General features: G+C 72.0%; 12 protein-coding genes. 4 read left to right on the top strand and 8 right to left on the bottom strand.

Annotation, left to right across the window (positions count from 1 at the left end; genetic code table 11):
- Positions 1 to 3: 3 nt before the first annotated feature.
- From AB0M88_RS15255 to AB0M88_RS15245, 3 genes are read right to left on the bottom strand one after another with little or no spacing between them, the layout of a single operon-like run.
- Positions 4 to 531 (bottom strand): NADH-quinone oxidoreductase subunit B family protein, encoded by a 528-nt coding sequence (locus AB0M88_RS15255; RefSeq protein WP_364101243.1) that lies wholly within the window; start codon positions 529 to 531, stop codon positions 4 to 6.
- Positions 532 to 540: 9 nt separating this feature from the next.
- The gene (locus AB0M88_RS15250; RefSeq protein ID WP_364101240.1) at positions 541 to 1,965 is read right to left on the bottom strand and encodes an aminotransferase class V-fold PLP-dependent enzyme; all 1,425 of its coding nucleotides are present in this window, start codon (positions 1,963 to 1,965) and stop codon (positions 541 to 543) included.
- Positions 1,946 to 3,277, bottom strand: a complete 1,332-nt coding sequence (locus AB0M88_RS15245) for an MFS transporter (protein WP_364101237.1) — start codon at positions 3,275 to 3,277, stop codon at positions 1,946 to 1,948. Before AB0M88_RS15245 ends, AB0M88_RS15250 begins: the two co-directional genes overlap by 20 nt.
- Positions 3,278 to 3,326: 49 nt before the next feature.
- On the opposite strand from AB0M88_RS15245, the gene AB0M88_RS15240 reads away from it, so the two are divergent.
- Positions 3,327 to 4,718: a gamma-glutamyltransferase gene (locus AB0M88_RS15240; protein WP_364101234.1), complete on the top strand. Its 1,392-nt coding sequence runs from the start codon at positions 3,327 to 3,329 to the stop codon at positions 4,716 to 4,718.
- A gap of 6 nt (positions 4,719 to 4,724) precedes the next feature.
- Here AB0M88_RS15240 and AB0M88_RS15235 read toward each other — a convergent pair whose 3' ends face one another.
- Positions 4,725 to 5,654 (bottom strand): NAD-dependent epimerase/dehydratase family protein, encoded by a 930-nt coding sequence (locus AB0M88_RS15235; protein WP_364101351.1) that lies wholly within the window; start codon positions 5,652 to 5,654, stop codon positions 4,725 to 4,727.
- Between the two features lie 94 nt (positions 5,655 to 5,748).
- Here AB0M88_RS15235 and AB0M88_RS15230 point away from each other — a divergent pair, with 94 nt between their 5' ends.
- A complete protein-coding gene (locus tag AB0M88_RS15230; RefSeq protein ID WP_364101232.1) occupies positions 5,749 to 6,438 on the top strand; it encodes a TetR/AcrR family transcriptional regulator in 690 nt (229 codons plus the stop codon).
- Here AB0M88_RS15230 and AB0M88_RS15225 read toward each other — a convergent pair.
- Positions 6,412 to 6,717, bottom strand: a complete 306-nt coding sequence (locus AB0M88_RS15225; RefSeq protein ID WP_364101229.1) for an MGMT family protein — start codon at positions 6,715 to 6,717, stop codon at positions 6,412 to 6,414. The two genes, AB0M88_RS15230 and AB0M88_RS15225, sit on opposite strands and share 27 nt — an antisense overlap.
- A 12-nt stretch (positions 6,718 to 6,729) precedes the next feature.
- Here AB0M88_RS15225 and proB point away from each other — a divergent pair, with 12 nt between their 5' ends.
- Both proB and AB0M88_RS15215 read left to right on the top strand, forming a co-directional pair.
- Positions 6,730 to 7,890: a glutamate 5-kinase gene (proB, locus tag AB0M88_RS15220; protein ID WP_364101226.1), complete on the top strand. Its 1,161-nt coding sequence runs from the start codon at positions 6,730 to 6,732 to the stop codon at positions 7,888 to 7,890.
- Between the two features lie 12 nt (positions 7,891 to 7,902).
- Complete coding sequence (locus tag AB0M88_RS15215; protein WP_364101223.1) at positions 7,903 to 9,144, top strand: glutamate-5-semialdehyde dehydrogenase; 1,242 nt, start codon at positions 7,903 to 7,905, stop codon at positions 9,142 to 9,144.
- A gap of 640 nt (positions 9,145 to 9,784) precedes the next feature.
- On the opposite strand, the gene AB0M88_RS15210 is transcribed toward AB0M88_RS15215, so the two are convergent.
- From AB0M88_RS15210 to AB0M88_RS15200, 3 genes are all read right to left on the bottom strand, one after another.
- The gene (locus AB0M88_RS15210; protein WP_364101221.1) at positions 9,785 to 10,510 is read right to left on the bottom strand and encodes a hypothetical protein; all 726 of its coding nucleotides are present in this window, start codon (positions 10,508 to 10,510) and stop codon (positions 9,785 to 9,787) included.
- Positions 10,511 to 10,581: 71 nt separating this feature from the next.
- A complete protein-coding gene (locus tag AB0M88_RS15205) occupies positions 10,582 to 11,100 on the bottom strand; it encodes a hypothetical protein (RefSeq protein WP_364101217.1) in 519 nt (172 codons plus the stop codon).
- A 203-nt stretch (positions 11,101 to 11,303) separates the two neighbouring features.
- Positions 11,304 to 12,110, bottom strand: coding sequence for a prenyltransferase/squalene oxidase repeat-containing protein (locus tag AB0M88_RS15200; protein WP_364101214.1), 807 nt, complete (start codon positions 12,108 to 12,110; stop codon positions 11,304 to 11,306).
- Positions 12,111 to 12,121: the final 11 nt, after the last annotated feature.

Here is a 12,121-nt window from a genome sequence, read left to right as displayed (position 1 = left end):
ATCTTAGGAGGTTGGGGGGCGCACCGGTGGCGCTGTCAGCGCGGCCACGTCGGGCCGGGACACCCCGCCCGGGCCGGACTGCTCGGCCGCGATCTTCTCCTGCAGGCGGAGGATGCCGTGCAGCAGGGCCTCGGGCCGGGGCGGGCAGCCGGGCACGTAGACGTCGACCGGGATGATCTGGTCGACGCCCTTGGTCACCGAATAGGAATCCCAGTACGGCCCGCCACAGTTGGAGCACGAGCCGAACGAGATGACGTACTTCGGCTCGGGCATCTGGTCATAGAGCCGCCGGATCGCCGGGGCCATCTTGTCGGTGACCGTGCCCGAGACGACCATCAGGTCGGCCTGGCGCGGGCCGTGCGCGAACGGGATGACACCCATGCGCATGAAGTCGTGGCGGCTCATGCTGCTCGCGATGAACTCGATCGCGCAGCACGCCAACCCGAAATTGAAGACCCAGAGGGAGTAGCGCCGTCCCCAGTTCAGCACGAACCGGATGGGTTCCCCGAGCACTCCTGGCAGACCGGCCACGTGGTCAACCTACTCCGGTCTCTGCAGGACGCTGAGGAAGCCCGTCAGAAGTGCCTCGCGCAGTTGCGGGGAGGCCGCGTTGAGCAACGAGTTGACCGCGGCCATCCGGGAGAAGTCGGCGTCGCCGAGTCCCAGCCCGCCGGCCAGCCGCTCGACCACCTCGGGGGTGACCGTCTCGGGGGTGAGCTCCAGCGGCGGCAGGTCGATCGGGCCGCGGGCGCGGGCCGCCGCCACCGACTCGGCCAGGGCGGCCGCGAACTCGGCGGCGGTCGCGGCGACCGCGGCGGTCACGGTCAGGTGAATGGTCGGCGGGAGGTCGCCGAACGCCATCTGGGGCTGGGTGTGCCAGCCGCGGGCGGTCAGCTCGTCGGCGAGCACGAAGAGATCCGCGTCCTCGGTCGTGAAGCAGACGACCGTGGTCTCGGGCGGGGCGAAGAGGCGTACGCCGTCCGTCCGCTCGACCGCGGCGGCCAGGATGGACACGGCGTCGCGGGTGCGGGCGGCCAGGCCGAGATAGCCGTTGTCGCCGATCGTGCGCAGGGTGGCGAGCGCGGCCGCGATCGGGCCGCCGGAGCGGGTCGACGAGACGACCGGGTTGACCATCGTGTAGCCGGGCCAGTCGGCGTAGGCGAAGTACTGCGGGCGGCGCAGCTCCTCGGTGCGGTGCAGGAGGATCGAGACGCCCTTCGGCGCGTACGCGTATTTGTGCAGGTCGACCGAGATGCTGGTGACGCCGGGGACGGTGAGGTCGAAGTCCGGGAGGTCGGCGCCGAGGCGCTTCAGATAGGGCAGCACCCAGCCGCCGAAGCAGGCGTCGACGTGGAAGCGGACGTGTCTTTCCGCCGCCACGGCCGCCAGCTGGGGAATCGGGTCGACCACGCCGTGGGCGTACGAGGGGGCCGAGCCGACGACCAGGACCGTGTCGTCGGTTATCGAGGCCGCCGTCGCGGACGGGTCGGCTCGCAGGTCGGGGCCGACCGGCACGACGTCGAGGGCGACCCGCAGGTAGTGGGCGGCCTTGGCGAAAGCGGCGTGCGCGGTGGACGGGATCACCATCCGGGGCGTGGCCAGATCGGGCCGGGCATCGCGGGCTGTCTTGACGGCGAGCAGGATCGACTCGGTGCCGCCGCTGGTCACGCTGCCGACCGCGGTTCTTTCTCCCGGAACCGGCGCTCCCAGAACACGCGCGGTGGCCCCCACCAGCGCGTTCTCCATCGCCAGCAGGGACGGGAACGCGGTCGGGTCGAGGCCGTTGACGTGGGCCGAGATCGCGTGGGCGGCTTGAGCGAGTTCGTCGAGGCCGTCACGGCCGGGGTCGTACACGTACGCGAAGAGCCGCCCACCGTGGGTGGGCAAGTCGCCGGCCCGCATCTCGCGCAGCTCGGCCAGGACCTGCTCGGCCGGGATCCCGTCGTCAGGCAGCGCGTTGATCATGCCGGGAATTCAACAGCAGGACGGCGGCGGCCACCAGGACCGCCGGCACGAGAGTGAAGCCGAGCAGCACGCCCAGCTTGGCGGTCTCGTCCTGGACCGCGGCGGTGCCGGTCGACGACGAGACGTAGCCGAAGAGCTGCAGGATCAGCGCGTAAACGCCCGGGCCGAGCGCCAGCCCGAAGGTCTCCCCCGCCGTCCAGAGCCCGCTGAAGACCCCGGCCTGGCGGCTGCCGGTGCGTTCGGTGTCGAGGTCGATGCAGTCCGGCAGCATCGCCATCGCGAAGACCTGCTGCCCGGCGTAACCGACACCGACCAGGGCCGCGATGAGGTAGATGGCGGCCTCCGGCAGGACCGGCGCGGCGACCATGAACACGCCGAAGCCCCCGAAGAGCAGCGAGCCGGCGATCAGCGAGCGGCGCTTGCCGATCCGCCGGCCGACCCGGCTCCACAGTGGCATGACGAGCAGGGCCGGCCCGACGAACGCGACGAACAGAAAGGTCGCGGCCGACGCGTGACCGACCACGTGGTCGGCGAAGTACTGGACGCCGGCCAGCATCGTCCCGACTCCGACGCCCTGGACGATCCAGCAGAGCAGAAGCGCCCGGAACGGCCGGTTGGCGAACGCGATGCGCAGCTGGGTGCGCAGATCGCTCTCGGGCTCGGGCGCGATCCTCGACTCGGCGCGGCGGGTTCCGAAGTAGACGCCGAGGGTGCCGGCGACGATCAGCGCACCGACGAAGACACCCGCCCAGCGGTGTCCGGTGATGCCGCCGCCGGTCTGGTCGACCACGAACGGGGCCACCGCGCCGGAGATCAGGATGGCCAGGGCCAGGACGGCGACCCGCCAGGTCATCATGCGGGTGCGCTCGGCATATCCGTCGGTCAGCTCGGCCGGCATCGCCACGTACGGGACCTGGAAGAAGGCGTACGCGGTGGCCGCGGCCAGAAAAGCGACCGCGACGTAGGCCCCGGCCGGAGCGCCGCCGCGGAACGGGCCGGCGAACAGCGCGGCGAAGAGGACGCCCAGCGCGAGGCCGGCCACGATCAGGAAGGGTCGCCGGTCGCCGCGCCGGTCGGAGATCCGCCCGGCCACCGGGTTGACCAGCACGTCCCAGGCCTTGGGCAGCAGCACCAGCAATCCGGCCACACCGGCCGCAACACCCAGGGTGTCTGTCAAATATGGCAGAAGAAGCAAACCGGGCACGGTGCCGAACGAGCCGGTGACCAGCGAGCCCAGCGAGTATCCGGCCAGAACACGGCGCGGGAGGGCGGGGGCCGGCCGGACCTCGGGGGCGGGGTCGGCGGTGGTCATCGACACGCATCGTATCCACGATCATCGCGCTGCGCCTACGCTCGGGTTGATGAAGAGCGTTGCGGCCGGGGTCGCCGCGAGCCACTCGGCGACCGCCGAGGCCGGGCTGCGGATCCTGGGAGACGGAGGCAGCGCGGCCGACGCGGCGGTGGCGGCCGTGCTCGCCTGCTGCGTCGGCGAGACGATCTTCACCGGGCTGGGCGGGGGCGGGTTCGCCACCTACTTCGAGGCGGCCACCGGCGAGGTCACCTGCCTGGACTTCTTCGTCACGGTGCCCGGCACCGACGGCGATCACCAGGCCGGGCCGATGATCGGGCTGGACGTCTTCTTCGGCGGGGTGCCACAGGTCTATTCGATCGGCGGGGCCAGCGTCGCCGTGCCGGGCGTGCCGGCCGGCTGCGGCGAGGTGCACCGCCGGTGGGGCCGGTTGCCGTGGGCGTCGGTGGTCGAGCCGGCGATCGAGCTGGCCCGCAGTGGCGTCAAGGTGCCGGCCACGCATGCCCGCACCCTCGACGCGTGTGCCCCCGCGCTGGCCCGGGGCGACGGCGCCGAGGTCTACGCACCGGGCGGCCGGCGACTCGGCGGTGGCGACCTGCTCTTCCATCCCGGCCTCGCCGAGGCGCTGGGCGGCCTGGCCGAGGAGGGCCCTTCGATCTTCTACACCGGGTCGCACGCCCGTCCGCTGGTCGAGACGGTGCGAGCGGCCGGCGGAGCGCTCGGGCCGCGCGACCTCGCCGGTTACCGGGTCGTCGAGACGCCGGTCGACCACGCCCTGCTCGGCGGCTACCGGATCCGGGCCCGGCACGATCTCAGCGGGACGGTCGACACGATCGCCGGGCTGCCGGCCGACCTCGGGCGGCCTTCGCGCGTGCTCGGGGTCGCCACCGCGCTGCGCGACCAGGGCGTACAGAAGATCGGCGACACGACCAACGTCTCGGTGGTCGACGCCGAGGGGAACGCCTGCGTGATCACCACGACGCTGGGGCTGGGTTCCGGGGTGTGGCTGCCCGGACTGGGCATCCACCTCAACTCGATGCTCGGCGAGGGCGAGCTGCTGACCGAGGACCTCGCGCCGGGCCGCCGGATGTCGTCCAACATGTGCCCGCTGGTGGTGATCGACCCGTCCGGGCGCCTGGCGGTCGCCGTGGGCTCGGCCGGGGCGTCCCGCATCCGTACGGCGCTGGTCGACACGCTGCTCGGCGTGCTGGTCGACGGCCTCGACATGGAGTCGGCGATCGCACGGCCACGGCTGCACGTGGTCGGCGACACCGCGCACGTCGAGCCCGGCTACCCGCGCGACGAGCTGGCGATGCTGGCCGGCGCGGGCTGGCGGATCAACGAGTGGCCCGACTTCGACCACTACTTCGGCGGGGTCACCGCGGTCGGCCAGTACGGCGCGGCCGGAGACCCCCGCCGGGCGGGGGTCGGCCTGCTGCTCTGACCGGTCTCACATGGTGCGGGTGGCGATGCGCTCGGCGTCCTCGGCCGTCTCGCGGAGGCCCACCTCGATCGGGGTCGGCGTGAGGCCGAAGGTCTGCGCGGTGAGGGTGCTGTCGAGGCGGAACGGGAAGTAGAACTGATAGTCCATCTCGGCCATCTCGCGCAGCATGGCGTTGAACCGGCCGGCGGTGTGATTCATCCAGCGCGGCAGCTTGTGCATGGTCAGGTGCGGGGCACCGACCAGGTCGCAGTAGCGGTCGGCGAGCTGACGGATGCTGATCGGCTCGGGCGAGGGCACGTGCCAGGCCCGGCCCCAGGCGCGCTCGTCGCCGGCCAGGGTCACGAGGGTGCGGGCCATGTCGCCGGTGTAGGTGAAGGTGTGCGGGGCGTCGACGTCGCCGGGCACCCACGCCGTACGCCCCTTGGCGATGGCCGGCAGCAGGACCGCCGAGAAGATGCCGATCGCACCGGTCCCGAGGTAGTCGGCGCCGCGCGCCTCGACCGTGCGCACGCCGGCGGCCAGGGCGTCCTGCCACATCTTGATGCGGACCTTGCCCTTGCGGCCGACCGCGGCCAGCGGCGTGTCCTCCCGCATGTGACCGCCGGGCTGAGGGCCGTAGCCGTAGAGGTTGCCGGTGATCGCGTAGACCGCGCCGGTCGCCTTCGCGGCGGCGATCATCGCGTCGTTCATCGGGAACCACTTCTGCTCCCACTCGGTGTACTTCGGGTTGGCGCAGTTGTAGAGGACGTCGGCACCGGCGGTCAGGTCGGTGAGCCGGCGGGCGTCGGCCGCGTCGCCGGCGACCCGCTCGATCAGGGGGTGCTCGGGGCCGGCGCCGCTCCGGGTGATCATGCGGACGCTTTCGCCGCTCTCCGCCAGCAGGCGGGCGATGGAGGCGCCGACGGGACCGGATCCGATGACTGCCTGCATTGTGATCTCCTTCATGAGCACTGCTCTCGGTTTAGAGCAACGATTCCATGCTGCCGCCGATTTGGCAAGAGCGCTGCTCTCGGTGTGGCACACTGGCCGCATGAGTGCTGCGGGAGTGCGGGCCCGGGTCCGGGCCGAGATGACCGATGAGATCAAGACGGTGGCCCGGCGCCACCTCGCATCCGAGGGGGCCAACCTCTCCCTGCGCGCGGTCGCCCGCGACCTCGGCATGGCCTCGTCCGCGGTCTACCGCTACTTCGCCAGCCGGGACGAGCTCCTCACGGCGCTGATCATCGATGCGTACGACGCGGTCGGCGCGGCCGCCGAGGAGGCGGTTCTCGGCGTCTCCGGGCACACCGAGAAGCTGGTCGCGGTCGGTCTGGCCGTACGGGACTGGGCAACGGCCGAGCCGCACCAGTGGGCCCTGATCTACGGCAGCCCGGTGCCCGGCTATCAGGCCCCGCAGGACACGATCGGACCGGCCACCCGGGTCATCATGCTGATCGTGTCGATCGTGCGGGACGCCATGCGCGACGGCGCGGTCACCCCCGGGCCGCCGATCAGCGGGCGCTACGCCGAGGAACTGGCGGCCGTCGCGGCCCAGTTCGACGGCGAGATCCCGCCCCAGGTCGCGGGGGCGACCATCGCCGCGTTCGTGCAGCTCTGCGGCGCGGTCAGCTCGGAACTGTTCGGGCAGCTCGACAACTCGATCGACGAGGACCGGCGCGGCTTCTTCGAATTCCAGATGCGGGGCGCGGCCCGGCTAATCGGGCTGCCATCGGGCTCGTGACATATCCACGTGGTCCCCCTTGAGCGGCGCGCCTTCGGAGAGCAGCCGCTGCCGCGCCTCCTGCTCGTGACCGGGCGGCATCCGCCCGGTGCTGTTGACCACCCGGTGCCACGGGACCCCGCCACCGTGCCGGGCCATGATGTTGCCGACCTGCCGGGCCGAGTTGCGCCCGGAGACGTCGGCGAGGGCGTCGGCGATCGCGCCGTACGACATGACCTTGCCCTCGGGGATGCGCTCGACGAGCGCGAGCACCTCTTCGGCGTACTCCTGCGGTGTCACCCGGGCCACGATATGGGATCTCGGACCGGATCCGCGGACCCGCCCGAGGAGAATGGCCGGGTGCGCGATGAGGTGACCCAGGCACGACGGGTCGTGGTCAAGGTGGGTTCGTCCTCGCTGACCACGGCGTCCGGCGGCATCGACGAGGCGCGGGTCGACGCCCTGGTCGACGCGCTGGGCTCGCTGGCCGGCTCCGGGCGCGAGGTGGTGCTGGTCTCCAGCGGCGCCATCGCGGCCGGTCTCGCCCCCCTGCGGCTGCGCCGCCGGCCGCGAGACCTGGCCACGCAGCAGGCGGCGGCGTCGGTCGGTCAGGGGTTGCTCATCGGACGGTACGCGGCGGGCTTCGCGCGACACGGCCGGACGGTCGGGCAGGTGCTGCTGACCGTCGACGACGTGACCCGCCGGGCGCACTACCGCAACGCGTACCGGACCCTCCGCAAGCTCCTCGACCTGGGCGCCCTCCCGATCGTCAACGAGAACGACACGGTCGCCACCGAGGAGATCCGGTTCGGCGACAACGACCGGCTGGCCGCGCTCGTCGCCGCCCTCGTGCAGGCCGACCTGCTGGTGCTGCTCTCCGACGTGGACGCGCTCTACACCGGCCGTCCGTCCGACCCGGCGTCGCGCCGCATCCCGCTGGTCTCCGACCCGTCGGACCTCGCCGACATCAGCATCGCCACGCCGGGGCGTTCCGGCGTGGGCACCGGCGGCATGGTCACCAAGGTCGAGGCGGCGCGCATCGCGACCGGCTTCGGCATCCCGGTCGTGCTCACCTCCGCTCCCCTGGCCGGCCGCGTGCTGGCCGGCGACGAGGTCGGCACGCTCTTCCGGGCGGCCGATCACCGCCCGGCGGCCCGGCTGTTCTGGCTCGCCCACGCCACCGCCCCGCGCGGGCGCCTGCACCTCGACCCGGGCGCGGTCACCGCGATCGTCGCCCGGCGCAAGTCGCTGCTGCCGGCCGGCATCACCGCGGTCGACGGCTCGTTCGCGGCCGGCGACCCGGTCGACCTGGTCGACGCCGGGTCGGGGGCGCCGGTGGCCCGCGGTCTGGTGAACTATGACGCGGTCGAGTTGCCCGCGCTCCTGGGCCGGTCCACACCCGAGTTGGCCGCGTCGCTCGGCCCGGGTTATGAACGAGAAGTCGTCCACCGGGACGACTTGGTCCTTCTCTGATTGGGGTTCTCGATGACCGTCCAGCAGCAGGCCACCGACGCGCGAGTCGCCTCGATCGACCTGGCCGCGGCCACCCGGGCCGAGAAGGACCGGGCGCTGCTGCTGATGGCCGACCGCCTGGTCGAGCGCTCCGACGACATCGTCACCGCCAACGCGGCCGACGTGTCCAAGGCGCGCGAGGGCGGCCTGACCTCGTCGATGATCGACCGGCTCGCGTTGACCGCCGACCGGGTCTCCGCGATGGCCGACGGGTTGCGCCAGCTCGCGGCCCTGCCCGACCCGGTCGGCGACGTCGTGCGCGGCTCGACCCTGGCCAACGGCCTCGAGCTGCGGCAGGTGCGGGTGCCGTTCGGCGTGGTCGGCATCATCTACGAGGGCCGCCCCAACGTGACCGCCGACGCGGCCGGCATCTGTCTCAAGTCGGGCAACGCGGTGCTGCTGCGCGGCTCCGGCTCGGCCCTCAGCTCCAACGCGGCCATCGTCTCGGTGCTGCGCAACGCGGTCGCCGACTCGGGGCTGCCGGCCGACGCGATCCAGCTGGTCGACGCCACCAGCCGCGACTCGGTCAAGGAACTCATGCGGGCCCGCGGCCGGGTCGACGTGCTGATCCCGCGCGGCGGCGCATCGCTGATCAAGACGGTGGTCGAGGAGTCCACGGTGCCGGTGATCGAGACCGGGGTCGGCAACTGCCACGTGTACGTCGACGCCACGGCCGACCTGGAGAAGGCGCTGGCGATCACGGTCAACTCGAAGACCCAGCGGCTGTCGACCTGCAACACGGCCGAGTCGCTGCTGGTGCACGCCGAGATCGCCGACACGTTCCTGCCGCTGGTGCTGGAGGAGTTCGCGGCGGCCGGGGTGACGGTGCACGGCGACCCGCGGGTGGCGTCCTACAGCGACGACGTGCTCCCGGCGACCGAGGTCGACTGGGAGACCGAATACCTGTCGGCCGACATCGCGGTGGCGGTGGTCGACTCGCTGGACGACGCGCTCGACCACATCCGGCACTACGGCACCGGCCACACCGAGGCGATCGTCACCGAGTCGGTGACGGCCAGCCGGCGGTTCACGGCCGGCGTCGACGCGGCGGCGGTCATGATCAACGCGTCGACGCGGTTCACCGACGGCGGCGAGTTCGGCTTCGGCGCCGAGATCGGCATCAGCACGCAGAAACTGCACGCCCGCGGCCCGATGGGCCTGCCCGAGCTGACCTCCACGAAATACATCGTCACCGGCAACGGCCACACCCGCTGAAGTCTCGGTCCAACCCCGCATCGTCTGGAACGTGGCGGCAGGCCCCGACCGCGACCCTGTTCGGCCGCCGGCACCGGTTGGAACAGGTGCCCGAACCCGGCCCAGATCTTCGACGACTTCCGCGCCGAGGTGGCGCCCCACGTGCGGCCGGTGGGTGCGGAGCAGACCCGGGAGACGGTGCGAACGCGCCGGCGAATCGAACCGTCGCGGCCGGTGCGCCGGCCGCAATCGTGGTCGCCATCCACTGCAGGCCGGGGTGGATCGCCGACATCCGGTCACCGATCGCGGCCGGGGCCCTCACCGGCGCGGGCAGCCACGGACCCCGGCCGCCCCGCTGGTCTCGGGCTTCTCGGAGTCCGCGGACACCGAGAGCCCTGAACCTCACCCGTCGGCCAAGGCTCCAGCCGGCGACATCGGCACGCTCGTCGTGATCGGCTCGGCCGCGGGCATCCTGACCCGCAACTTGGGCGGCCGGCACTCGCTGGTCGGCTACGGCGTGGCCGCGTTGGTGATGGCGTTCGCGCTCTACCGCTCCAAGCTCACGGATCGGGCGCTCAGCAGCACCGACCCGGTTCTGACCCGCCGGGCGAACGATGGCTACAACGACCCTGACCAGGCCAACGACGATCGAGTTCGTCGACTAACCGGGGGTGTTCGAGGGCGAAGCTTCCGCGGGCGTCGATGCTTCTGACGGCTTCGGAGCCTCGGATGGCTGTGCGCTTTCCGCCGGCTTCGGCGCTCCGGACGGGCTCGGCCCCTCGGACGGACTCGGCGAGGGCGACGGCTCCGGTGCGGAGGGCGACGGGGAGACCGAGGACGGGGAAGCCGAGGACGGGGAAGCCGAGGACGGGGAAGCCGAGGACGGGGAAGCCGGCCGGGTCGGCGAAGCTGACGGAGTGGCGACCGGGTTGGGCGACGGCGCTACGAGCAGCTGCTTCACGGGGTTGACCTGCACCGTCGGGGCGAAGCCGGGCGGGGAGGTCCAGTTGTCGCCGACCAGCGTGACGATGCCGTAGGTCCAACGGCCCGGTGGCATCGAACCCTCGGTGCACTGGGTGGTCCGGGTGAAGACGCCGGCGCAGCCCTGCTCGGCCGGCGTGGTGCGGCCGGTTGACTCGTCCGTGCGTACGACCTGGAAACCGCGCACCGGCGCACCCGCCGTGACCGAAGTCGGGGTCCAGGAGACCTTCACCGACGAACCGTTACTCACCGCGACTGTCGGCGTGGGGCCGGCGGGGAGGACGGCCGCGCCGGCCAGGCCTGTGCCGGCGCCGCCGGAGCTCCAGGCGGCCTGCGCCGCGACCGGTGTCGACAGCAGTGCGGTGGCGGTCAGGCCGACGCCGGCCAGAAGCTGGGTGAATCTCATCGAAGCCTTCCCCGGAGCCGGGTGGGAACGCGAGGCCCGGCGACTCGCGATCGAGTCGCCGAGCTCGCGCGTCAGTTGCTGGGAGCGACGCTGACGCCGTTGACCGTCAGCTTCATGCTGAAGGTCGCGCCCTGGCATTCGTCGCCGGTGCCCTCGAGCATCTTGACCGCCTTGGGCAGGGTGAAGGTCGCGTCGCCGTTCGCGCCGACCTTCAGGTCGAGGCCGCTGATCAGGCCGCCGTTACCGCTCGTGCTGGTGGCGTAGTCACCGAAGTAGACACCGTTGTTGCCGCAGCTGCCGGCCGAGGTGGTCTGCACGCCGTCGCTCTGCTTCCACTGCACCGAGTGGATGTCCACCGCGAACTGGTTCGGGTTGGTGACCTTGATGACGACGTCGCCGGTGCCGCCCGGGAACAGGGTGGCCTGGTCGGCGGTGGTGGCCGACTCGACGGTCAGCGGCTTGACGGTGTCGGCCTTGGCACCGCCGAGGCCGTTGCCGCTGGCGGTCCAGGAAGCGTAGGCGGCACCGGCCACGCCGGCGACCGCAAGAGTCGTGCCGATGACGACAGCGCGCTTCACAGACTTACGCATTATGGCGTTCCTCCGAAGTAGTTGCTTCGTAGGCGCCGGTTTCGCTACTGACTCCCCGCCGGACTGGAGCGACCATCTTCATCGCCCGTGCGGATCTTCGCCTCGCCTCGGCCCCGCCCGGGGCCGAGGACCACTATGCCCGACCTGCCCGTATTGACCCAATAGCCCTAACTACCGAGAGTAATTACGGCCGTTCGGCTGATTCAGCGGTGGGCGCGCAACACGGTCAGCGTCGTGTTCACGTCGAAATTGGGCCCCTCGGCGCTGTCCCAGCCGCCGTCGGTGCGCTGCGTCTCGGAGAGCCGCTTGCGGGCGCTCTGCAGCAGCCAGTCGTCGCCCAGGTTGACCCGGCGCAGCGCGGCCGCCATCGAGGCGATGTCGGCCGCCGTCATGTCGGGCAGCCGGTCGCCGAGCACCAACTGGATGCGGGCCGACTCGTAAAAGTATTGCTGCTCGCCGAGCAGCCCGGCGGCATGCCAGCCGGCCGCGAGGTAGGACGGCCAGGTGCCGTCTGGGCGCAGCCGGGCGACGAAGAACTGGGCCGCCGCGGCGAGGTTGGCGCCGTAGCGGACCGGGCCGGTGTGGTGCGGGTTGGTCTCCACCTCGGCGACCGTCATCCAGGAGCCGGCCAGCGCGGTCAGATAGAGCGTGGCCTCGGCGTCACCCGGCATCGCCCAGGCCGGGGCCTCGGCGGCGAGCGATTCGTCCTCCTGCCAGGAGCCGTCGTCGCGCTGGACCGCGGCCAGCCAGTTGAGCGCCCGGTCGACCGCCGGGCCGTGCAGTCCGCCGAGATCGTCGAGCTCGTTGAGGCGGAAGCAGGTGGCGTCGACCGACGGGATCGGGCTGTCGGTCGAGGCGGGCCAGCCACCGGCCGCGGTCTGCCCGGCCGTGATGCGATCGATGATCTCGTCGGACGCCTGCTGGCGCGTGCGGAGATAGTGCAGCCGAGCTCGCTCGACCGGATCTCCGTGGGCGATCACATAGCCGATCGCCGCGTCAATATCGACCACGACCGTCACGC

This window comes from Actinoplanes sp. NPDC051411 (assembly GCF_040682075.1).
Classification (GTDB): Bacteria; Actinomycetota; Actinomycetes; order Mycobacteriales; family Micromonosporaceae; genus Actinoplanes.
The sequence above is the reverse complement of the archived record's forward strand: the minus strand, read 5'-3'. Positions and strand labels throughout refer to the sequence as shown.